This is a genomic window from Bifidobacterium sp. LH_450 (assembly GCF_056356715.1).
This window is the reverse complement of sequence record NZ_JBKEUU010000001.1, coordinates 414,507-436,306: the sequence shown is the minus strand read 5'-3', so window position 1 is coordinate 436,306 and position 21,800 is coordinate 414,507. Positions and strand designations below refer to the sequence as shown.

The window sequence follows — 21,800 nt, the reverse complement described above, 5'->3', positions numbered from 1 at the left end:
ACGCCCGGGCCTTCTACGCCTCGAGGATGATTTACGCCGCATTTTGCATGAAAATCCGTCGCGGATGCCGCATTTTCCGCTAGGCTGGTGGGCATGAGCGCAACCGAGCAAATGCCGCCAGTAGACGAACGGGGCCTGAACGACACGCAGGTCGCGCAACGCGTGCAGGCGGGCGAATCCAACGAGGTCAAGGCATCGCCGTCGCGGTCGCTGGGCGCCATACTGCGCTCGAACGTCTTCACGCTGTTCAACGGCATCATCCTGACGGCCATGGCGCTGGTGCTGCTCGCCGGTTCCTGGAAGGACGCGGTCTTCGGGTTCGTCATCATCATCAACACCGGCATCGGCGTGGCGACCGAATTGCGCGCCAAGCGCACGCTGGACCGCCTGTCCATCCTCGTGGCCAGCGACTATCTGGTCCGCCGCGACGGCCGGAACGTCGCCATCGGCCATGGCGGCATCGTGCTGGGCGACCTGCTATGGCTGCGCACCGGCGAACAGGTGCCGGCGGACGGCACCGTGCTGCATTCCTGGGGCCTGGAACTCGACGAATCGATGCTCACCGGCGAATCGCGCACGGTGCGCAAGCGCGAAGGGGATCCGGTGTATTCGGGCGCCAGCGTCGTGTCGGGCCTGGCCCTCGTGGAGGTGATGGCGGTGGGCGCGCACAGCTACGCGGCCCGGCTGACCGCCCAGGCGCGGGTGTACAAGAAGACCGTCTCCGACCTCAACCACGGCATCAACGTCATCCTGAAGTTCATGACCTTCCTGGTCGTGCCGCTGTGCATCCTGCTGGTGTGGACGCAGATGAAGACGGTCGGCGGCTGGAACGCCGCGATTGCCACCGGCGCCTGGCGCCAGGCCGTCATCTCGTCGGTATCGGGCGTCGTCGGCATGATTCCGGAAGGGCTGGTGCTGCTCACGTCGCTCAACTTCGCGCTCGCCGCGATACGGCTTGCGCGCAAGAACACGCTGGTGCAGGACCTTGATTCGGTGGAGACGCTGGCCAGGGTCGATGCGCTCAATCTCGACAAGACGGGCACGATCACCGATGGCGGCATCGAATTCGACGATCTGCGCATGCTGCCGGATGCGCCCGTATCCCTGAAGGCGGTGCGCCAGGCGCTCTACGACATCGCCGACGAGCCTCAGCCCAACGGCACCGGCGCCGCCATCGTCCACGCACTGGGCGCGCATGGCTATGCGCCGAGCGGGGAGGGGGACGAGGGGGTGCATGCCCGCGTGCCGTTCTCCAGCTCGCGCAAATGGAGCGCCGTAGCCTATGTCGCCCAGCGGTTCGGCACTGCGCGCGGCGAATGGTATATGGGCGCGCCGGAGGTGATGCTCGCCGCGCTGGAGCGCCATGATGCCGCCGGGCGCGCTGCCACTGGCGCGCTGCTGGAGCGCATCAACGCGTATGCGGCCAAGGGAAGCCGCGTGCTGCTGCTCGCCTTCGCCGCCGGCGACGGCCACAAGGCCAGCGGCGCGTGGAGCGATGCGCCTGCCATCAATCCGGCAGCCTGTCCGGTCGCGCTGGTGCTGTGTTCGGAGCATGTACGGCCCGATGCGGCGCCGACACTGGCATGGTTCCGCGAACAGGGCGTGCGCTGCCGCGTCATTTCCGGCGACAACCCGGTGACGGTCGCCGCCATCGCGCGCAAGGTCCACCTGACCGGCATGCGCCCGGTGCGCGCGATGGACGCGCGCGAGCTGCCCGACGACCTCAACGAAATGGCGAAGACGCTTGAGGACGTCGACGTCCTCGGCCGCGTGCTGCCGGACCAGAAGAAGGCCATCGTCGAGGCACTGCATCTGGGCAAGCATACGGTGGCGATGACCGGCGACGGCGTCAACGACGCCCTTGCGCTCAAGGAGGCCGACCTGGGCATCGCGATGGGCAACGCCGCGCCGGCGACGAAAGCCGTGGCCGAAGTGGTGCTCGTCGACTCGAAGTTCTCGCACTTGCCGGACGTCGTCGCGCGCGGCCGCCAGGTCATGGCCAACATGGAACGCGTCGCCAGCCTGTTCCTCGTCAAGACGGTCTATTCGGCGCTCATTTCGTTCGGCGTCGTGCTGATGGCCATTCCATACCCCTACCTGCCGCGCCACATCACCTACATCGGCGCGCTGACGATCGGCGCCCCGGCCTTCATCCTGGCGCTGGCGCCGAATACCCGCCGGTACATGCCCGGCTTCCTGCGGCGCGTCTTCGCGTTCGCCTTGCCATGCGGCATCGCCACAGCCGCCTCGGTGCTGTTCGCCGCATGGTTCGTGCCGCATGAACTGGGATGGAACGTCGAACGCAACGCCGCCGAGCTGACGCAGCTGCGCAGCGTATGCGCGATGATCCTGTTCTTCATGGGGGTGGCCGTGCTGGCCAGGGTGGCGCGGCCGCTGCGCTCGTGGCGCGGGCTGCTCGTCGCCGCCTTCGCCGCCATCGGCGTCGCCGGCGCGCTGATCACGTTCGTTGCGCGGTTCTTCGCCATCGAGATTCCCTCTGGCCCGGCCGCGTGGGCGTCGCTGGCCGCCTTTGCCGTCGCGGCGGCGCTGTACGCGCTGTGCCTGTGGCTTGTGCCGCGGCTGATTCCGCCGGCCGAGCGGCTCGTCTCATATGTCAAGCGCGGCAAAAAGGGCTAGCCAAGGGACGAAGTATCCTTCGAAGGGGAGTCCCGGCGCCGCCGAGGCGCACAGCACCATGACCGAAGGAGACTGCATGTCCTTGCGCGACACACAACTGGATACGCTTGCCGTTGGCGAGTCGTCCTACGACTACTACCGCATCGCCGACCTGGAAGGCATCGACCATCTTCCGTACTCGCTCAAGGTGCTCGTCGAGAACCTCGTGCGCAACGAGGACGGCGCCAATATCACCGACGCGCACGTCAAGGCGTTGCTGGACTGGGATCCGGCTGCCGACCCCAGCGAGGAAATCCAGTTCACCCCTTCGCGCGTCGTCATGCAGGACTTCACCGGCGTGCCATGCGTGGTCGACCTTGCCACGATGCGCGACGCCGTCAAGGCGCTTGGCGGCAACCCGGAGGTCATCAACCCGCAGGTCCAGTCCGACATGATCATCGACCATTCGGTGCAGATCGACAAGTACGGCGTGCCGGACGCGGTCGAGCAGAACATGGACATCGAATACGAACGCAACGGCGAACGCTACCAGTTCCTGCGCTGGGGCCAGCAGGCGTTCGAGAACTTCCGCGTCGTGCCGCCGGGAACCGGCATCATCCACCAGGTCAACATCGAATACCTAGCGCAGGTCGTCATGGAAAAGGCCGCCGGCGCGTCGGGCCTGGGCACCGGCAACACGCTGGCCTACCTCGATTCGTGCGTCGGCACCGATTCGCACACCACCACCGTCAACGGCCTGGGCGTGCTCGGCTGGGGCGTCGGCGGCATCGAAGCCGAAGCCGCCATGCTCGGCCAGCCGATCTCGATGCTCGTGCCGCGTGTCGTCGGGTTCAAGCTCAAGGGCGCGATCCCCGAAGGCGTCACCGCCACCGACGTCGTGCTCACGATTACCGACATGCTGCGCCAGCACGGCGTCGTCGGCAAGTTCGTCGAATTCTACGGCGACGGCATCGCCAACATCCCGCTCGCCAACCGCGCCACGATCGGCAACATGAGCCCCGAATTCGGCTCGACCTGCGGCATCTTCCCGATCGACGGCGTCACGCTCGACTACCTGCGCCTGACCGGCCGCTCCGAAGAGCACATCGCGCTGGTCGAAGCCTACGCGAAGGCCAACAAGCTCTGGCATGACCCGGCCGATCCGGATTATGTCGAGCCGCGGTATTCCGAATACCTCGAGCTCGACCTGTCGACGGTCGTGCCGTCCATCGCCGGCCCGAAGCGCCCGCAGGACCGCATCACGCTCGCCGACGCCAAGAAGTCGTATGAGGAGACGCTGCCGGGCTACGTCACCGAGCAGACCGTCTACGACCCGGTTGCCGTTTCGACAAGCTTCCGCGGCGACTTCGAGCTCAAGAACGGCGACGTCGCCATCGCGTCGATTACGTCCTGCACGAACACGTCGAACCCGTCGGTCATGATCGCCGCCGGCCTGATCGCGCGCAACGCCGTCGCCAAGGGGCTTTCCCCCAAGCCGTGGGTCAAGACGTCGCTGGCCCCCGGCTCCCAGGTCGTCGCCGACTACCTGAAGAAAGCCGGCCTGCAGGACGATCTCGACAAGCTGGGCTTCAATCTCGTCGGCTTCGGCTGCGCCACCTGCATCGGCAACTCCGGGCCGCTGCTGCCGGAAATCTCGCAGGCCATCAACGACAACGACCTGACGGTGACGGCCGTGCTGTCCGGCAACCGCAATTTCGAAGGGCGCATCTCGCCGGACGTCAAGATGAACTACCTGGCTTCGCCGCCGCTCGTCATCGCCTACGCGCTCGCCGGCACGATGGATTTCGATTTCGAGACCCAGCCGCTGGGTGCCGATGCCGACGGCAACGACGTGTTCCTGCGCGACATCTGGCCGACGAACGGCGAGGTCGCCGACGTCGTCGCCGCGAACGTCGACCGCGACATGTTCACCGAGGACTACGCGAGCGTATTCGACGGCGACGAGCGCTGGAAGGGGCTCAAGGTCCCGGCCGGCGAACTGTTCGCGTGGAATCCGGATTCGACGTACGTGCGCAAGCAGACGTTCTTCGACGGCATGACCGCCGAACCGGCGCCGGTGGAGGACATCCACGGCGCCCGCGTGCTGGCGCTGCTGTCCGACTCGGTGACGACCGACCATATCTCGCCCGCGGGCGCGTTCAAGGCGTCGTCGCCTGCCGGGCAGTACCTCGTCGAGCGCGGCGTCGAGCCGAAGGACTTCAATTCCTACGGTTCGCGGCGCGGCAACCATGAAGTGATGGTGCGTGGCACGTTCGGCAACATCCGCCTGAAGAACCTGCTGCTCACGTCGGTTGGCGAAGAGCAGGTCAGCGGCGGCTATACCTACGACTTCCTGACCGGCCAGCCGACGACGATCTTCGAAGCGTCGCGCGACTACATCGACAACGGCGTGCCGCTCGTCGTGCTCGCCGGCAAGGAATACGGCACCGGTTCCTCGCGCGACTGGGCGGCCAAGGGCACGGCGATGCTCGGCGTCAAGGCCGTCATCACCGAAAGCTTCGAACGCATCCACCGTTCGAACCTCATCGGCATGGGCGTGCTGCCGCTGCAGTTCCCACAGGGCGAAAGCGCGCAGTCCCTTGGCCTCGACGGCACCGAAACGTTCGATATCGAGGGCATTGAGGCGTTCAACGATCCGCAGGCCGGCATTCCGGAAACGGTGCACGTTTCGGCGGCGAAGGCCGACGGCTCACATGTCGAGTTCGATGCCGTCGTGCGCATCGATACGCCGGGCGAAGCCGACTACTACCGCAATGGCGGCATCCTGCAGTACGTACTGCGCAATCTGATGAAGTAGCGGCATTCCCGCTTATGCAAAAGGCTCCCGCCTGGACGGCGGGGGCCTTTTGCTTTGCCTGAAAGCGCACGGATATCTGGTTGCCGGCGCGTTCGCGGGATGCCGCTATATGGCATTCGAAATGAACGTGCCGGCAGCGACTGCAAGCAGCAGGATGCCGAAGATGGTCGTCAGCGTCGTTTCCTTGACCTTCGTCGAGGCGGGGGCGCCAATCAGGCCGCCGGCCATCGACGCCGCGGCGAATGCCAGCACGACGGTCCAGTCCATCGTCACCGGCGTGCCGATTCGGGAAATCAGGCCCACCGCCGAGGAGATGATCATGACGAGCAGCGACGTCGACGAGGCCTCGCGCATCGTGAACCCCATCGCCAGCACCAGCATCGGCACGACGGCGAAGCCGCCGCCTACGCCGAAGAACCCGGTAAGCAATCCGGTTGCCGTGGAGCACCCTATCAACAGCCATATGCCGTGTGCGCCTCGCTGCGTACGGCGCCGCCGCGCGTCGGCGCCTTCGTCCGATTGCCGTTCGGCGTGCCGGTCAGCCACGCCGTCCAGCGCCTTTTCGGCGTTCCTTTTCCTTATGGCCTTGCGCAGCATCAGCACGCCGACCGCTACGAGCAGAACGCTGAAGAGCGTCATCAGCAGCTTCGCGTCGACCAATGCGGACAGCCTTGAGCCGATGACGGTGCCGACGCAGGAGAGCGCGCCGAATACCAGTCCATCCCGCCACTGGACGTGCCCTTCGCGTGCGCGCGGAATCAACGAGACCAATGCCGTCAGCCCGACGATGACCAGCGAGCCGGCCGATGCCGCATGGGGCTCCTGCCCAAGCAGATAGACGAGCACCGGAACCGACAGGATGCCGCCTCCCGCGCCCAGCGCCCCGACGACGATGCCGACGGCCAGCCCGATCAGCAGGCTGGTGATGAGCGTTGCAGTCATTGCCTTTCCTTTCCGTCCGGCTGCGCGGTGCATGCGGCGGCGGGGCGCAGACGGCGCCGCGTTGCGGGATCCATGATGTCGCTGGCGGGGCGTCCGGCGCGCAGCAGCCGCGCCATGGCGACGATGTCGGGCCGGATATGGCCGAAGAACCGCCGGTATCCGGGGCACAGGTAGCTTTGCCCGTCCTCGCCGTCGCCCGACTTCGCGAAACGGTCTTTGGGGCAGCCTCCATTGCACATGCGCAGGAAGGGGCATGCCCGGCATTGGGCCGTCAGCTCCACACGCTTCTTGCGGCCGAACGCGCGCATCGTGGACGTATGGGCCAGCGTATGGAAATCGCTGTCGGCGATATTCCCCACCAGCCAATCAGGCTCGACCCAGTGGTCGCAGGCGTAGACGTCGCCGTTGAATTCCATCGCCATGTTCGTGCCGCATTCCGGGGCATGGACGCATACCGGATACTGGCCGAACATGGCGCCGAGGGCTGCGTCGAAATCCTGTACGAACACATGGCCGACATCCTGCGCAATCCATTCGTCGAACACGTCGTTGAGGAACTGCCCGTACCGGGAAGGATCCGCGGACCGCGACGTCACGGCATGGCCCGCCTGACGGTAGAGCAAGCCGCCCGTCTTGCGCCAGCCTCCGTGTTCGGCGCGCTGCAGGTCAGCCTCTTCGGCGCGTTCGACGATGGGGATGAACTGCACGTATTGCGCGCCCAGCTCGTCACGCAGGTAACGGTAGACGTCGCGGCCGCGATTCTCGTTGGCATGATGCACCGTGCACAGCACGTTGCAGCGTACGCCGTGGCGCTGCAGCGTACGCCATCCGCGCACCGCCATCGCATGGGTGCCACGCCCCGCACGGTTGAGGCGGTAGGCGTCATGGCAATCTCGCGGCCCGTCGATGGAAACGCCGACCAGCACGTCATGCTCGCGCAGGAACGCACCCCAGTCGTCGTCGATCAGGGTGCCGTTCGTCTGCAGCGCATGCAGGACGCGCTGCCCCTTCCTGCGGTAGGTTTCGCACAGCTCGACGACGCGGCGGTAGAAGGGCAGCCCGCGCAGCGTGGGCTCGCCGCCCTGCCACAGCATCGTCACGTCGCCGTCGGGGCTGGCTGCAAGGTATTCGGCGATGTAGCGTTCCAGCGTCGCTTCGTCCATCTGCTGGCTGGGGACGTCGTAGAGCAGCTCCTTGGACAGGAAGAAGCAGTACTGGCAATCAAGATTGCATGCGGCGCCGGATGGCTTGGCCACCACGGAAAAGGGCAGCCGCCGCCGGGCCAAGGGGCCCGGTTCGGCGCACGCCCGCACCTGTGCGGCATCGGAGGCGAGTATCGTCATGGCGTTCTCCTGGGTTCGGTGTCCGTTGGGGCCTATCGGGCGATGTCGTCCCAATCGGACTTGGCGGTATTGGACAGCGGCACGTCGAAATCGGTCATCGCCGCCATCCATTTGGCGAACGAACTGTCGCCGCGCTCGACAAGCTGCCGGTAGAGTTCGGCGGCCATGCTCCGGCGCACGTCGTCGTAGGCGGGCGCCGTATAGACGTTGTTGAGCTCGTACGGATCGCGCTTCAAGTCGTAGAGCTCGTTCATCGACTCGTGCGACACGACCAGCTTGTAGTCGTCGGTGCGCAGCATGCGCTGCTGGAGCGGGAAATGCAGCCCGTGGAATTCGCAGACGATGTTCTGGCGCCACCCTTTCTGGCTGCCGCCGGCGGCAAGGCCCATGACTGATTCGCCGTCCTCGACCTTGGCCGGATCGATGCCGGCTATGTCCATCATCGTCGCCGGAATATCGAGCAGCGACACGTATGCGCTGCAGGTGCCGCCATGGGTGACGCCGGGGATGCGGGCGATGAAGGGGATGCGGTAGATGTCGTCGTACATCGCGGGGCCTTTGTCGTTGAGCCGGTGCGCGCCGGTGAATTCGCCGTGGTCGGCGCAGAAGAACATGGCCGTTTCGTCCCAGAGCCCCAGTTCGCGCACCACGTCCATGATGCGGCCGATCTCGAAATCGATCATCGCGACGTAGCCCCAGTAGATGGCGATGAGCTTGCGCCACTGGTCGTTGTCGAACGACGATGTGGACCAGTATGTCGCGTAGTTGCTTTGCACCGGCGGCTTGCCGATAAGCGTGTCGGCGAAGCTCGGCGGCAGCTCGACGTCGTCGGGGTCGATGAGGTCGAACCATTCGTCGGGCAGGAAATAGGGCAGGTGGGGCCCGAAGAAATGCACGTCCAGGCAGAACGGCTTGCCGCTTTCGCGGTAGTCCTTGGCGTATTGGCGCAGCCTGGCGATGGCGCGGTCGGCAATGAAGCGCTCGAACGTGGCCTCCTCGGGCTGGTCCAGCCGGGCCGCCAGCACGTGGCCGTCGCGGTTTCCCGGCAGCTTGCCGCGCCAGAACTCGTGGGCGGCGACGGGCGGCAGGCCGTTGTCCTTGAGCCACTGCACGTATTCTTCATTGGCTACCGGGTTCTCGGCACCCCAGAAGGTGTCGTCGTCGGCGCCGAACACATCCGGCAGATTGGCCCCGCAATGCCATTTGCCCACCATGCCGACGTTGTAGCCGTGGTCGCGCAGCTCCTTCGTGTAGGTCCAGTCGGTCGGGGGTATGGCGGTCTGGTAGGCGATGTTCCATTCCGGATTGGCCAGCGTCTGGTGCTTGAAGGGGAGCTGGCCGGTCAGCATCGAAGCGCGCGCCGGCGTGCAGATCGCCGAAGGGGTGTAGGCGTTGTCGAACAGGCAGCCTTCCGACGCAATCGCGTCGATGTTCGCCGTATGCGCGTGGGGGTTGCCCATGCATCCCAGCGTGTCGATGCGGTGCTGGTCGGTCATGAACACGATGATGTTGGGCGCGGTGCAGCGCGGGGCTGCCGCGTTGCCGCCGTCGGCGTCCGTCGTAGCGCGTTCCTGGCTGATATTGGATTCCATGGTCGTTGTTCCTTAGATGTTGCTATGGGTTGGTTGGGTGGACAGGGTGGATGCGGCACGGGGGAGGCCCCGCACCGCAGGAGGCGTTCAGGCGCGTTCCGATTCGGCTTCCATCGTGCCGATCTGCTCCAGCGTCTTGCCCTTGGTCTCATGCAGGTACTTCTTGGCGAAGATGACCGACAGGACGGCGAAGAGGCAGTAGATCCAGTACGTGCCGGACGGCGACCATTCCACCAGATAGGGGAAGAGCAGCACGATCAGCAGGTTGAAGAAGAAGTCGGAACCCGAAGCGAGCGACATGGCGCTGCCGCGGATCGGGGTGGGGAACATCTCGCCCATCAGCACCGAGAAAATCGGGCCCCACGAGGAGGTGAATCCCAGCAGGAAGCAGCACAGGGCGGCAACGGCGATGAACCCGAGCACGGGATTGTCTCCGATATCCGGTCCGTTGGCGCCCCGCGGCGCGATCATGAACACCGTGGCGACGACGCCGAGCGAGAAGGCCATCAGGATGCCGCCATAGACGAGCATGCGCTTGCGGCCGACCCTGTCGACGAGCAGGATGCCCGTCGTCACGCCGATGATCTTGAACACGCTCAGGATCAGCGTCTGCGTGAACGCGGCGGATTCGGGGATGCCGACGGCTTCGAACAGCGTATTGGAGTAGAAGAAGATGCCGTTGGTGCCGGTGAGCTGCTGGAAGGCGGCCAATGCCATGCCGACGAGCACCAGGTTGCGCCACTTGGACTTCAGTACCTGCACGATGCCGAGCGTCTCCTGCTTGGCGCCCAGCGATGCCTTGATGGCGGCGATTTGCTGGGCCGCGTTGTCCTTGGGGGACAGGCGCGCAAGGATTGCTTCGGCTTTCGCGTCCTTGCCTTTCGTCACCAGATAGCGCGGCGATTCGGGAAGCAGCGGCGTCAGGGCGACGTAGAGCAGCGCGGGGATGAGCAGGCACAGGAACATCACCTGCCAGGTCTTGAACCCGAGGAACACGACCGCTTCCGAAGAGCCGGTGGCGTGCGAGGCGACGAGATTGGCGATGGCGGCGAATAGCAGGCCGAGGATGATGGCGAGCTGCCGGAACGAAATCAGCCGGCCGCGGATTTTCGGGGGCGCGATTTCGGCGATGTAGCCCGGGGCGACGGTGGTGGCTGCGCCGAAGCCGATGCCGCCCATCACGCGGCAGAACAGCAGGAAGGGGTAGCCGCCCAGATAGGGGCAGAAGGCGCCGAAAATGGCTTCGAACATCAGGAAGGGGCCTACCCAGAGCAGAAGCCCCTTGCGGCCGATATGGTCTGAGATGCGGCCGGCGAAGACCGAACCGATGAGGCCGCCGATGATGCCGGCGGCGCCGGCGACGCCCTTGGCGAAGGCGCCGAGATGGAATTCCGAGCCGACTGCCGAAATGGCGCCGTTGAGCACCATGCCTTCGAAGCCGTAGAAGAGCGGTCCGAGGGTGGCGATCAGTGCCAGCATCGTTGCGTATCGGTCGGCCAGGTTCTTTCTTGTTTCAGGCAAGACTGTTGCGTCAGCCATAGAACTCTCCTTTGAGTTATGTGACGGTTGGGGACGAGAAGCCGTGGCCTTTGGCTTGAAAGACAGTATAAATCTATTTTGTAAGGTTTGTTTACGAATTAAGATTCCCGGCGCCCGCCTGCGGTGGGCCGGAATGCGTTTGCGGCTTGTTTTTCCGCCCATGGGCGCCTATGGCTGCCCACGGGCGGAATGCAAGGTTTTTCTCTGACGGCGCAGTTTCACCCGGAGTGCTACAGGAGGGGCTGGGCACCGTAGCCGGTGACGGTGATGGACTGTTCCAGCCGCATGACGGCGCCGGGCTGCACGGTCTGCCGTCCTTCGCGGCAGCGCGCCGCTTCGATGCATACGAAGCGCCGCCACTGTCCGGGCCCGATGCCGTCCATTGCGTCGCCATCCTCGCCTGGGTTCCACACGATGGCCTGCGTGGCCTGTGGCGAGGCGATGTCGATGCGGCGTTCCAGGTCCGGGTCGCGCAGCGATACGGGCAGCCGTGTTCCGTATACGCGGTCCACCGCCCCGCGGATGCGCAGGGGGGCGTGGTCGGCGTCCCTGTAGCGTCCTTCCTTTGCGTCGAAATACGGTGCCTGTTCCAGGCCGTCCACCGTGACGTGGCCCACGTCGCCGACGCGCAGATAGGTATGGAACGCCATCTCGATAGCCAGGGGACATTCCGACTGGTTGGCGAGTTCGAGGCGCAGGTCGAGGCGCTGCGTGCATGCGATGGTGTAGCGCAGCTGGAAGCGTATGCGCGAGGGGTCCGTTGGCTCGACTGCGAGGGGCGCGAGGCTTTTCGCTGGCAGCGAGCGTGAATCAAGCAGATAGGACAGCGATCCGGGTGCCGGATCCGCTGCGGTCCAGCGGCTGATGCGGGCGAAGGAGTGGAATGGCTTGAAGCCGGCTGGGGCGCCGTCGCGCACGCCGGCGCCGAACCATGGGGCGATGATGGGGATGCCGCCGCGGATGGGCTTGCCGGGCCGCAGCTCCAGCGCAGCAGGGCGCCATAGAACGGGCAGCGCCCCGCGGGGCGTCCAGTCGAGCAGATGCGCGCCGTCGTCGTCGACGTGCGCGGTTCCTTGGTTCGCAAGGATTTCGCGGATGATGATGGAATCGTTCATGGGACAATTATAAAAACAAAACTTACAAATTATGTTCGCTGTGGCGCAAAGCGCTTCTGGGGATGGTAGGATTTATATTGATAACTACCTATGCATAATTGGTTCCGGACTCAACGACGTGTCCGGATGGATGTTGGGAGAGTGATTGCCCTATGCGACCTGAACAGGACGTGTTCGCCGGCATCGATGTCGGCGGCACGAAAATCGCCGGAGTCGTCTACGCCGATGACGGGCCCGCCACCCCGGTGGGCGAGCCGTTGGCACGTGCCCAGATACCTGCGCGATGCGGCGCCGATGCGCTGCTTGACGACGTATCCGGATTGCTTGCCGAGCTGCAGGCCCAGCTTGATGCCGGCGGCCATGGCTCCAGCCGGCTTGCCGGCATCGGCATCGGCACGCCGGGATGCGTCGACCGCGCCGACGGTTCGGTCGACAACATCGCCAATCTCGGCATTGGCCATGTCGAGCTTGGCGGCCAGATCGCGCGGCGTGCCGGCGTTCCGGTAACGGTGGAGAACGACGTAAACGCGGCGGCGCTGGGCGCCCACGCGCTGCTGGCGGCACGGGGCACAGGCGAAGGCGACGAATGCGGCACCACCGTGTTCCTCAATATCGGCACCGGATTGGCGGCGGGCGTACTGCGGTTCGGCGCGCTGGACCATGGCGCGCATGGCAATGTCGGCGAAATCGGCCACATACCCGTCGAACCGCACCGTCTGCCGTGCGCATGCGGCCAGCGTGGCTGCCTGGAGACGGTGGCCAGCGGCGGCGCCCTGGCCCATCTGTGGCCATACGACGACCCGCCGATGCCGGCGCTGATACGCAGGGCGCGCGACCCGGCGGATCCGCGCCATGACCAGGCCGCCCGGCTGCTGAAAGCCGTCATCGCGGCGCTCGCCGATGCGCTGACGGCGCTGGCCGTCACCGTCGATCCGGACACCATCATCATCGGCGGAGGCGTAGCGCGTACCGGCGAGCCCCTGCTGCGTGAAATACGCGACGAGCTTTCCCGGCGCGAGCGTTCAAGCGCGTTCCTGCAGTCCATGGAACTGGGCCAGCGGCTCATGCTCGCCCCGATGGACATGCCGGTCGGCGCCATCGGCGCAGGCGTGGCCGCCCAGGCCGCGCAACCCCGTTAGCAACAAGTCAGCACATACCGAAGGAGAACACACCATGACCGAAGTCATCATCACCAGCGAAGAAGAGGCGGGGCGTCTCTATGCCCGTTGCGTGGCCGACCTTATCGCCCGCAAGCCCGATTGCGTGCTCGGGCTCGCCACCGGATCGAGCCCGCTGAAAGCCTATGAAAGCCTTGCCCGGCTCGTCCACGGCGAGCATCTGGACGTGTCGGGGGTGCGCGGGTTCGCGCTTGACGAATACGCCGGGCTCGACCCGTCCCATCCGCAGTCGTACCGCAGCACGATCGAACGCACCGTCGTTAAGCCGCTCGGGCTCGATCCGGACAACGTCCACGTCCCCGACGGCAACCCCGCCACGATCGAACATGCGGGGGCGGCCTACGACGCGGCGATCGAGGCTGCCGGCGGCGTCGACGTGCAGATCCTGGGCATCGGGACCGACGGCCACATCGGCTTCAACGAACCGGGTTCCTCGCTGGCGTCCGGTACCCGCATCAAGACGCTGACCCAGCGGACGCGCGACGACAACGCGCGCTTCTTCGACGGCGACGTGTCCCAGGTGCCGATGCACTGCATTACGCAAGGCGTCGGTACGATCCTCAAGGCCCGGCACCTGATCCTGCTGGCGTTCGGCGCGGCGAAGGCCGATGCGATAGCCGCCACCGTGGAGGGCCCGGTCTCGTCGTCATGCCCCGCCTCGGCCCTCCAGCTGCATCCGCATGCCACCGTCATCGTCGACGACGCGGCGGCCGGCAAGCTGCGCCACGCCGACTACTACCGGTGGGCCTACGACAACAAGCCGGCATGGCAGGGAATCTGACAATGGGAACGGATACGGATATGGAGATGGAAGGCATGCGGCTGCAGGCTGCCGCCGTGGATGAGGCGTTGCGCCAGCCGGCAGGCGCCTTCGCCATTGCGAACGCACGCAAGATCGACGCCGACGGCGTTGAGGAAGGGTTCTGGCTGGTGTGCTCGGACGGCGTGATCGCGGATGCCGGGACCGACCCGCAGCGCCTGGCCCAGGCCATGGAAAAGGCAGGCATAGGGCCGCGGGACGCCATTGACGCCGCCGGCGCCATCATGGTGCCTGGATACGTCGATATCCATGCGCACGGCGCCTGGAGCGCCTCCTTCGACGACGGGCCCGAAGGCATCGCGATGGCACGGGCGGGGCACATGGCGCACGGTACGACGCGGCAGGTGCTCAGCCTGATCACCAATCCGCTCGACGTCATGTGCCGCAACCTGCGCACGGTGCATGACACGATGCAAAGCCGTCCTGATATTCTCGGAGCCCATCTCGAAGGGCCGTTCCTCGCCATCTCGCGCAAGGGGGCGCATGACCCGGCATGCCTGCTCGACCCGGTGCCGCAGACGGTCGATCGCCTGCTGGACGCCGCGTCAGGCTGCCTGCGCCAGATCACGATCGCGCCGGAGCTGCCCCACGGCATCGAGGCAATCGGGCGGTTTGCCCAGGCCGGCGTGGTCCCCGCCGTCGGGCATTGCGATGCCGACTATGAAGCGGCGAGGCGCGGATTCGATGCCGGCGCCAGGATCCTGACGCACCTGTTCAATGCGATGAACGGGCTGCACCACCGCAACCCCGGGCCCATTCCAGCCGCCGTCGAAGACCGGCGCGTGACGCTGGAGCTGATCAACGATGGATTCCACGTCCAAGATCCGGCCATTCGTCTGGCCTGGGGATTCGCGCCGCATCGCACGGCCTTCGTCACGGACGCCATGTCGGCCACCGGATGCCCCGACGGGCGCTACCTGCTCGGCGCGCTGGATGTGGATGTGAAGGACGGCCATGCCCGGCTCGTGTCCAATGGCGCCATCGCCGGCTCGACGCTCGTGCTCGAACATGCCGTCCAGCGCGCCGTGCTCCAGCTGGGCATCCAACCGGCCGATGCGGTCGAGGCGGCCACGTGGACCCCGGCGAAAGCGCTGGGGTTCGATCGGCCCAACCCGGTGACCGGCTGCCCGCTGGGGCTGCTCAAGCCGGGCTACGCGGCCGATGTGCTCCTGCTCGAAGCGTCCAGCTGGCGCGTCGCGCGCACCTGGTGCGCCGGACGCCCGATGCCGGTGCTTGCGGAGGCGATGCGCTAGACTCGGTGGAAAAGCCGTTGGGCCCGCGAAAGGGGAGTGGCATGCCGATCAGCGCAAGCGAACAGCCGTTGTCGAAGGTATTCACGTCGGACTACCGCTTTGCGGTCCCCACCTTCCAGCGGGCCTACCAATGGCGCCGCGAGCAGATGGGGCAGCTGATCGGCGACGTCATCGACGCGTGCGGCGCCGGCGTCGCCCCGTACTTCCTCGGCTCCTTGATCCTCGTCAAGGACCATGGCGCCACCCATCAGGTCATCGACGGCCAGCAGCGGCTCGTTTCGCTGACGATACTGTTCTCCGTGCTGCATTACCTCGAAGACGACCCCCAGCTGCGGGCCAGCCTGGAAGGGCTCGTCGTGGAAAGCGGCGACAAGCTGCGCGGCATCGCATCCGAGCCGCGGCTCGCCCTGCGCGACCGCGACGAAGGGTTCTTCCGCGACTACGTTCAGCAAGGCGACCTCGAGGCGCTGTTCGACCTGCGCGAAGCGGACTGCGAAACGCAGGCGCAGCGCAACATCCTCGACAACGCGCGCTTCGCCTACGACGAGCTCGGCAAGATGAGCGACGAGGAGCGGCGCCAGTTCGCGTCGTTCCTCGTCAACGACGTCATGTTCGTCATCGTCGCCACCGACGACCTGTCGGGCGCGTACCGCATTTTCGACGTCATGAACATGCGCGGCATGCCGCTGACCCCCTCCGACGTCTTCAAGGCCAAGACGGTTTCCCATATCTCCCCGGCGGCACGCGACGCATACGCGGTATGGTGGGACGACATCATGGAGCCGTTCGGCGACGATGCCGCGAATATCGAGCGGTTCTTCGCCGACCTGCATCTCGTGCTGTCCGGCAAGCCGATGTGCGAACAGCTGCTCAGCGACTTTTCCAGCGACGTGCTGGTGCCGTATTTCGTGCGCGATGAGGCCATCGACTTCGTCGACGACGTGCTGCGCCCATATGCGGCCGCCTGGCAGGTGCTCGACCGGCCCACCTCGAGCGTGCTGCCGGAGCCGGTTGTCCGCCTGATCGCAGGCCTGGGCGACTATCCGAACGCCGACTGGCGCCCGGTGGCGATGTGGGCCATCGTCCATTCGGTGGCCAATCTCAACGATCCCGACGTAAGCCTGATGGCGGCTGGCGGCGACGGGGCAACGGTGGTGCCGGCGCTGCACGACATCGACAGGCTGCAGGCCGTGCTGGAAAGCCTGGAACGCGTCGCCGGCGTCGACGCCCTCAACGGGGAAGGCGCGCTCAAGCGCCGCACGCGCGCCTGCAATGCCGTGCGCGAACTGAAGAAGGGCACGCCGCTGCAGCGCATCCAGGGCTTCGCCATCAGCGCGGACGACCAGCGTGCGGCGATGATGCGGCTGCGCGGGGAGCTGACGGTCGGCGACGACATGAAGCGGCTGCTGCTGGTGCGCGCCAACGAACAGCTTGAAGGCCATGGCATCATCCGGCCACGCAGCCTCAACGCCGTGCGGCTGATGCCGGGAACCGCCGGACCGCGCTCGCCGTATGCGTCATGGCCGGCGGAAACCTGCGACTATTGGGCCGACAGGATCGGCAACTATGCGCTGACGCAGGCCAGCGCGAAAAGCCTGGACGGCCTGGAGGCGTTCGACGAGCGCAAGGCCCGGATGCTCAAATCGCCCAGCTCGCGGCGCTTCCCGCTGACGCGCCAGCTGGAAAGCCTGGCGCAGTTGACGCCCCAGGCGTTGCAGGAGCGCCAGGAGGAAACGGTGCGGCTGATCGCGCAGGCATGGCGCATCCGCTATGACGAACGCGACGTGCAGGCGGCCGGCGCCGACGAAGCGCAGCGCGTTCCAGGCGCGCACCGCATGCGGCCGAACTCCAAGCGCGTCACCGTAGGTGAAGCCGTACGCGCCGGGCTGCTGGCCGTAGGCGAAACGCTGGTATGGGAGCGTCCCCGCAAGCATGAGCGCTGGGAGGTGACGGTGACCGCCGACGGGCTGCGGTTCCCCGACGGCCGCGAGTTTCCCAGCCCTACGGCCGCCGCCAAGGCCGTCGGCGGCGGCTCGTCGGCGAAGATCGACGTATGGAAACGCGAGACGACCGGCGAATCGCTGGCCGATATCTGGCGCGCCTACCGCAAGCGGCACTGAAAAATATCGCGGGTACGGACCTCTAGAATCTGGTCCAGATCAGAGCTCGGCGCGCTCCACGAGGCGCGCGAGCTGCACGCGGTTCATGCCCAGCGTCGCCATCGCTTCGGACAGATGCGCCTTGACGGTGCGTTCGGAAATGTACATCGTGCCGGCGATTTCGCTATTGGAGGCGCCTTCGGCTGCCAGCAGCACCGTTTCGCGCACGCGCTGGGGCAGGCGGTCGAGCTGCCGGCGCGCTTCCTCGACGCGGGTGAAATTCTGGTGGCGCCGCAGCGCGCCGGCGAGCTGCTTCTGGCTTGCGGCGTTGAACTGCGGGGTGCCCTGCGCCGCCTCAAGGATGCGCGAGACGATGTCGCGGGCATTGTCGGCCTTGGAAATGAAGCCTTCCGCGCCGGCCTCGATGGCTCGTTCGATGGTGTCCTTCGGATTGACCGACGTGAGCATCAGCACATGGGGATGCCGGGGCAGCGACGCAATGCGCCTTGTGGCCTCGATGCCGTCGACGCGCGGCATCGCGATGTCCATCAGCATGACGTCCGGCTGGTGTTCGCCGGCCAGTTTCACGGCTTCGTCGCCATCGGTGGCGGTGAAGGCCACGGCGATGCGGCCTTCGGACTGGCTTGTGACGATCATGGCCATCGCCTGGCAGATCATCGGGTCGTCGTCGATGACGGCGACGCTGACCGGTGCCTCCTGTTCGGGTTCCATGGTTGCCATCATAGTGCAGCGGAACGCAGCGGGGCGGTTGCGCTCCCATGATGGGGCCTCGCGGCTGCAGGCGCGGCGCACGGCTTCCCGTACGGCTGCCTATGCCCGTTCCTTCCATGGAATCGTCGCTTCGACGTGGAAGATGCCGCGGCTGTCCACGCCGCTGCGGCAGCTGCCGCCGGCGCGTTCGGCGCGGGCGGCGATGGACGCCAGTCCCGCCCCTTCGCGGTGCGGAGACGATGGCTGCGGGCGGCCGGGCGCCTGCTGATCGGACCCTTCCCATGCGCAGGGATTGCTCTCGTGGATGAGCACGCCGTCAGCCGGATTCGCGTTGATCTCAAGGCTGACAGGCATGCCGGGCGCATGCCGCCGGGCGTTCGTCAGGCTTTCCTGGACGATGTGGAAGGCCGCCGCGCCTACGGCGGGATCGAGGTCGGAGGCATGGTCGATGGACAGCCAGCTGTCGATGGGGGTACCGGAAGCGCGCACATCGTCCAGCAGCATGCCAAGGCTCTCGCGCGACAGCGACTCGTTGCCGTCGGGATCGAGGCCGTCCCATGCCTGTTCGGGGTGCCTGAGCATGTCGATGACTTCGTGGGCTTCGTCCAGGGCGCCCGCAGCCTGCCTGCGGATCTGCTCAGCCGTGACGGCCAGCTGCCGGCCCTGCTCGCGTACCCGTTCGTCGGATGCCTGTTCGAGCGTCGAGGCCGCGGCTTGCAGCGTATTCGCGTTGACGGCGATCAGCGACAGGGAATGCGCCAGCCCGTCATGGGCCTGGGCTGCGATCGCATCGGCCAGCCGTTGGTTGATCAGGTCGTCATGCAGCGTCTGGAGATGTTCGTTGGCCTGCAGCGCTTCGTGCGCGACGGCGCCCATCGTGGCGCGCGAACGGATCCACAGGCCGCTGACCGTGGCGATTGCCGTGGTCGCCAGCGCCACGACGACGGCGACGATGACGATGACCGGCTCGTCGACCAGCAACGGCACGTCGCTTCCGATCCGTTCCACGTTGGGCCTGGCGAAGACTTCATGCCAGTACGAGCCGTTGGCCGGCTGCAGCGCGTCGCGCAGCTGTGCCCAGATGCCGGCAAGCGCCGCCGCGCCGACGGCCGCCACGTCATGGCCCCGGCGCCGGGCAAGCAGCGACGCCAGCGCCATCGCCATCAGCAGGTCGCCATACGGGAAGACAATCGTGACGCACAGCGCCGCCCAGAATACCGCCTCGGGGTGCGTTGAACGCGCGAGCAGCATGAAGGGCAGCGGGAAAGCGAGCACGAGCGCAAATGCATACCATGCGAACTGCCAGCCGGCCTCGTCGCCGGCATAGGGGCTTGCCGCGAACGACACGTAGACGAGCGCGCAGCAAACGGCGCACGGCACCATGATGAAGGACAGCCAGTTGCGGGTGCGCACCGGCACGTCCAGGCTCTGCGCCGAACGCGGCTGCGGCTCCGATGCCGGGGCTGGATGGATCGAATCGCTCATATTCCCTAACTGTATTGCGCCTGCGCCCGCTGCGCCATTGTCCCGCAGGACCCCGCAGGCAGCGCGCCGGCTGTACCGAAGGGCATGCGCAAATGGCCTGCCGTACACTTTCGCGGCGCTCGGGCGCGCCGTACGTTGGAAGGCAACGAAACCGTTTCCGGCTTGCGATGCCGGCTACTGAAAGAAGGGGATCGAAATGTCCAATACCACGATGCCGATGGCGCCCGCCCCGATGGCTCCGGCGCCGATGCAGCCCGCGCCCGAACCGGCCAGGCGTACCAGCGTGTGCGCCATCGTCGGGACCGTCTTCGGAGGCCTCGGGCTGCTGCTCAGCTTCATCCCGATCATCAACAACGCCGCCGCCGTCTTCGGCGCCGTGGGCGTCGTGCTTGGCGTCGTCGCGCTGGTCGGTACCTTCCGGGGCAAGAGGTCCGGCAAGCCGCTGGCCATCGTCGCCACCGTCCTGTCGGTGCTGTCCATCATCATCACGCTCTCGCTGCAGGCTTCCTGGAGCAACGCGATCGACGAGGCGTTCTCCGATGCCTCCGCAACGAGTGCGCAGGAGGCGTCCGGCGATGCTTCAGCCAGCGAATCCGAAGCGTCCGAAGCATCCGAAGCCGTCATGGAAGGCGAAGGCGAGCTCAAGAACCTCAGGGTCTCCATCGAATCCGGCGTGCGGAGCGCGGACGACTACGAAGGCAACCCGACGATCCTCGTGACGTATGCATGGACGAACCTCAAGGACGAGAATGCGTCGTTCATGGTGGCGGCCGACTACAAGGCCTTCCAGAATGGCCAGCAGCTGGATTCCGCCATCTACTACGACGCTCCGGAAGGCTATGAGGCGGGCGCGGCGCTCAGCGAGCTGCAGCCCGGCGCCAACGGGACCGTCGCCATCGGCTACGTGCTCAAGGACGACTCGCCGGTCACCGTCGAAGTGGAGGATTTCCTGTCCACCACCGGCAAGAAGGTGACGCGGACGTTCGATCTGCAGTAGCGTGGCTGCCTGCCGCGCACCCAGCCCAGCATCCATCCGTGGCGGCACGCCACCCGCCGCCATGACACGGCCGTCGGCCAGCCGCGCAACGCGGCTAGGCGGCGGCCGCTTTTTCGTGTAATGTTGCTTGGCAAGGCTCGCGGTCCATTGCCCGGGGATTGGCAACGCGCCGCAGCCGACCGTCAATTCGCAGGTTCAAAGGAGAAGGTGCGATGGAACCGATCAGGGCAATCCAGTACGGCTGCGGCAAAATGGCCAAGTACACCGTGCGCTACATGCATGACCAAGGCATCCAGATCGTCGGGGCGATCGACGTCGATCCAGCCGTCGTCGGCATGGACGTCGGCGAATTCGCGGGCATCGGCACGCTGAACGTGCCGATTCGCTCCGACGCCGACGCGGTGCTCGACGAATGCGACGCCGATATCGCCGTCGTCACGCTTTTCAGCTTCATGGACGACGTCGAGGACATGTGCGCCAAATGCCTGTCGCGCGGCGTGAGCGTCATCACGACCTGCGAAGAGGCGATCTATCCGTGGACGACGAATCCGGCCGTCACCAACCGGCTCGACCGGCTTGCCAAGGAGAACGGGGCGACGATGGTCGGCTCCGGCATGCAGGACATCTTCTGGATCAACATGGTGGCGCAGGTCGCCGGCGGCTGTGCCGAGGTGAAGAAGATCACTGGCGCCGTCAGCTATAACGTGGAGGATTACGGGCTGGCGCTCGCCAAGGCCCATGGCGTGGGGCTTACCGCCGAACAGTTCGAAGCGGAGCTTGCGCATCCGGAAACGGTCGTGCCGAGCTACGTATGGAATTCCAACGAATCGCTGGCGCAGAAGCTGGGGCTGACCATCCGCAGCCAGACGCAGAAGTCGGTGCCGTATTTCATCGACGAGGACGTGTATTCGGCGACGCTGGGCGAAACGATTCCCGCCGGCAAATGCATCGGCATGTCCGCCGTCGTCACCACCGAAACCAGCCAGGGCATCACGCTGGAAACGGCCTGCATCGGCAAGGTGTACGGGCCCGATGACGGGGACATGTGCGACTGGACGATCAGCGGAGAGCCCGACGTGGAGTTCCACGTTGTCAAGCCGGCAACCGTCGAGCTGACCTGCGGCACGATCGTCAACCGCATCCCCGACGTGCTCAACGCCCCGGCAGGCTATGTGACCGTCGACCAGCTCGATCAGATCAACTACGAAACCTATCCGGCCGCCCTCTACGTGGCGTAAGCCGCTGGCAGGCGCTGGAAAAAGCAGACGGGA

General features: G+C 66.1%; 15 protein-coding genes. 8 read left to right on the top strand and 7 right to left on the bottom strand.

All coding sequences use genetic code 11. From position 1 onward, the window contains the following. The first annotated feature begins 93 nt into the window (after window positions 1-93). Window positions 94-2,637 (top strand): HAD-IC family P-type ATPase, encoded by a 2,544-nt coding sequence (locus AC1AXT_RS01895; RefSeq protein WP_476540204.1) that lies wholly within the window; start codon window positions 94-96, stop codon window positions 2,635-2,637. 76 nt (window positions 2,638-2,713) lie between these two features. Beyond that, on the top strand, window positions 2,714-5,434 hold the full coding sequence (gene acnA, locus AC1AXT_RS01890; RefSeq protein WP_476540202.1) for an aconitate hydratase AcnA: 2,721 nt from the start codon (window positions 2,714-2,716) through the stop codon (window positions 5,432-5,434). Between the two features lie 105 nt (window positions 5,435-5,539). On the opposite strand, the gene AC1AXT_RS01885 is transcribed toward acnA, so the two are convergent. The 5 genes from AC1AXT_RS01885 to AC1AXT_RS01865 form a co-directional block, all read right to left on the bottom strand. Beyond that, entirely contained in the window at window positions 5,540-6,376 is an 837-nt protein-coding gene (locus AC1AXT_RS01885) for a sulfite exporter TauE/SafE family protein (protein ID WP_476540200.1), read from the bottom strand. Then, entirely contained in the window at window positions 6,373-7,719 is a 1,347-nt protein-coding gene (locus AC1AXT_RS01880) for an anaerobic sulfatase maturase (RefSeq protein WP_476540198.1), read from the bottom strand. The genes AC1AXT_RS01885 and AC1AXT_RS01880 overlap by 4 nt, the downstream gene beginning before the upstream one ends. A gap of 32 nt (window positions 7,720-7,751) precedes the next feature. Beyond that, entirely contained in the window at window positions 7,752-9,311 is a 1,560-nt protein-coding gene (locus tag AC1AXT_RS01875) for a sulfatase family protein (protein WP_476540196.1), read from the bottom strand. A gap of 87 nt (window positions 9,312-9,398) precedes the next feature. Beyond that, window positions 9,399-10,850, bottom strand: coding sequence for a sugar porter family MFS transporter (locus tag AC1AXT_RS01870; RefSeq protein WP_476540194.1), 1,452 nt, complete (start codon window positions 10,848-10,850; stop codon window positions 9,399-9,401). Between the two features lie 230 nt (window positions 10,851-11,080). Beyond that, entirely contained in the window at window positions 11,081-11,965 is an 885-nt protein-coding gene (locus tag AC1AXT_RS01865) for an aldose epimerase family protein (RefSeq protein WP_476540191.1), read from the bottom strand. Window positions 11,966-12,117: 152 nt separating this feature from the next. Between AC1AXT_RS01865 and AC1AXT_RS01860 the strand changes: the two genes are divergently transcribed. Genes AC1AXT_RS01860 through AC1AXT_RS01845 form a run of 4 tightly spaced genes read left to right on the top strand, consistent with a single transcriptional unit; the run spans window position 12,118 to window position 17,336 of the window. Further along, entirely contained in the window at window positions 12,118-13,104 is a 987-nt protein-coding gene (locus tag AC1AXT_RS01860; RefSeq protein ID WP_476540189.1) for an ROK family protein, read from the top strand. 34 nt (window positions 13,105-13,138) lie between these two features. Continuing rightward, window positions 13,139-13,924 carry a glucosamine-6-phosphate deaminase gene (nagB, locus tag AC1AXT_RS01855; protein ID WP_476540187.1) on the top strand — a complete coding sequence of 262 codons (786 nt, stop codon included), beginning with the start codon at window positions 13,139-13,141 and terminating at the stop codon, window positions 13,922-13,924. 35 nt (window positions 13,925-13,959) lie between these two features. Beyond that, window positions 13,960-15,216: an N-acetylglucosamine-6-phosphate deacetylase gene (locus AC1AXT_RS01850; protein ID WP_476540517.1), complete on the top strand. Its 1,257-nt coding sequence runs from the start codon at window positions 13,960-13,962 to the stop codon at window positions 15,214-15,216. A 41-nt stretch (window positions 15,217-15,257) separates the two neighbouring features. Then, window positions 15,258-17,336 (top strand): GmrSD restriction endonuclease domain-containing protein, encoded by a 2,079-nt coding sequence (locus tag AC1AXT_RS01845; RefSeq protein WP_476540185.1) that lies wholly within the window; start codon window positions 15,258-15,260, stop codon window positions 17,334-17,336. Between the two features lie 39 nt (window positions 17,337-17,375). On the opposite strand, the gene AC1AXT_RS01840 is transcribed toward AC1AXT_RS01845, so the two are convergent. Then, window positions 17,376-18,047: a response regulator transcription factor gene (locus AC1AXT_RS01840; protein WP_476540183.1), complete on the bottom strand. Its 672-nt coding sequence runs from the start codon at window positions 18,045-18,047 to the stop codon at window positions 17,376-17,378. A gap of 99 nt (window positions 18,048-18,146) precedes the next feature. Then, window positions 18,147-19,532, bottom strand: coding sequence for a sensor histidine kinase (locus AC1AXT_RS01835; RefSeq protein WP_476540181.1), 1,386 nt, complete (start codon window positions 19,530-19,532; stop codon window positions 18,147-18,149). Between the two features lie 196 nt (window positions 19,533-19,728). Between AC1AXT_RS01835 and AC1AXT_RS01830 the strand changes: the two genes are divergently transcribed. Continuing rightward, window positions 19,729-20,529, top strand: a complete 801-nt coding sequence (locus AC1AXT_RS01830) for a DUF5067 domain-containing protein (protein WP_476540179.1) — start codon at window positions 19,729-19,731, stop codon at window positions 20,527-20,529. 212 nt (window positions 20,530-20,741) lie between these two features. Continuing rightward, window positions 20,742-21,767: an NAD(P)H-dependent amine dehydrogenase family protein gene (locus tag AC1AXT_RS01825; RefSeq protein WP_476540177.1), complete on the top strand. Its 1,026-nt coding sequence runs from the start codon at window positions 20,742-20,744 to the stop codon at window positions 21,765-21,767. Window positions 21,768-21,800 lie beyond the last annotated feature (33 nt).

Excerpts from the sequence above, each read along its gene's own strand:
- AC1AXT_RS01895 (WP_476540204.1), top strand. The coding sequence starts at position 94 with ATGAGCGCAACCGAGCAAATGCCGCCAGTAGACGAACGGGGCCTGAAC.
- acnA (WP_476540202.1), top strand. The coding sequence starts at position 2,714 with ATGTCCTTGCGCGACACACAACTGGATACGCTTGCCGTTGGCGAGTCG.
- AC1AXT_RS01885 (WP_476540200.1), bottom strand. The coding sequence starts at position 6,376 with ATGACTGCAACGCTCATCACCAGCCTGCTGATCGGGCTGGCCGTCGGC.
- AC1AXT_RS01880 (WP_476540198.1), bottom strand. The coding sequence starts at position 7,719 with ATGACGATACTCGCCTCCGATGCCGCACAGGTGCGGGCGTGCGCCGAA.
- AC1AXT_RS01875 (WP_476540196.1), bottom strand. The coding sequence starts at position 9,311 with ATGGAATCCAATATCAGCCAGGAACGCGCTACGACGGACGCCGACGGC.
- AC1AXT_RS01870 (WP_476540194.1), bottom strand. The coding sequence starts at position 10,850 with ATGGCTGACGCAACAGTCTTGCCTGAAACAAGAAAGAACCTGGCCGAC.
- AC1AXT_RS01865 (WP_476540191.1), bottom strand. The coding sequence starts at position 11,965 with ATGAACGATTCCATCATCATCCGCGAAATCCTTGCGAACCAAGGAACC.
- AC1AXT_RS01860 (WP_476540189.1), top strand. The coding sequence starts at position 12,118 with ATGCGACCTGAACAGGACGTGTTCGCCGGCATCGATGTCGGCGGCACG.
- nagB (WP_476540187.1), top strand. The coding sequence starts at position 13,139 with ATGACCGAAGTCATCATCACCAGCGAAGAAGAGGCGGGGCGTCTCTAT.
- AC1AXT_RS01850 (WP_476540517.1), top strand. The coding sequence starts at position 13,960 with ATGCGGCTGCAGGCTGCCGCCGTGGATGAGGCGTTGCGCCAGCCGGCA.
- AC1AXT_RS01845 (WP_476540185.1), top strand. The coding sequence starts at position 15,258 with ATGCCGATCAGCGCAAGCGAACAGCCGTTGTCGAAGGTATTCACGTCG.
- AC1AXT_RS01840 (WP_476540183.1), bottom strand. The coding sequence starts at position 18,047 with ATGGAACCCGAACAGGAGGCACCGGTCAGCGTCGCCGTCATCGACGAC.
- AC1AXT_RS01835 (WP_476540181.1), bottom strand. The coding sequence starts at position 19,532 with ATGAGCGATTCGATCCATCCAGCCCCGGCATCGGAGCCGCAGCCGCGT.
- AC1AXT_RS01830 (WP_476540179.1), top strand. The coding sequence starts at position 19,729 with ATGTCCAATACCACGATGCCGATGGCGCCCGCCCCGATGGCTCCGGCG.
- AC1AXT_RS01825 (WP_476540177.1), top strand. The coding sequence starts at position 20,742 with ATGGAACCGATCAGGGCAATCCAGTACGGCTGCGGCAAAATGGCCAAG.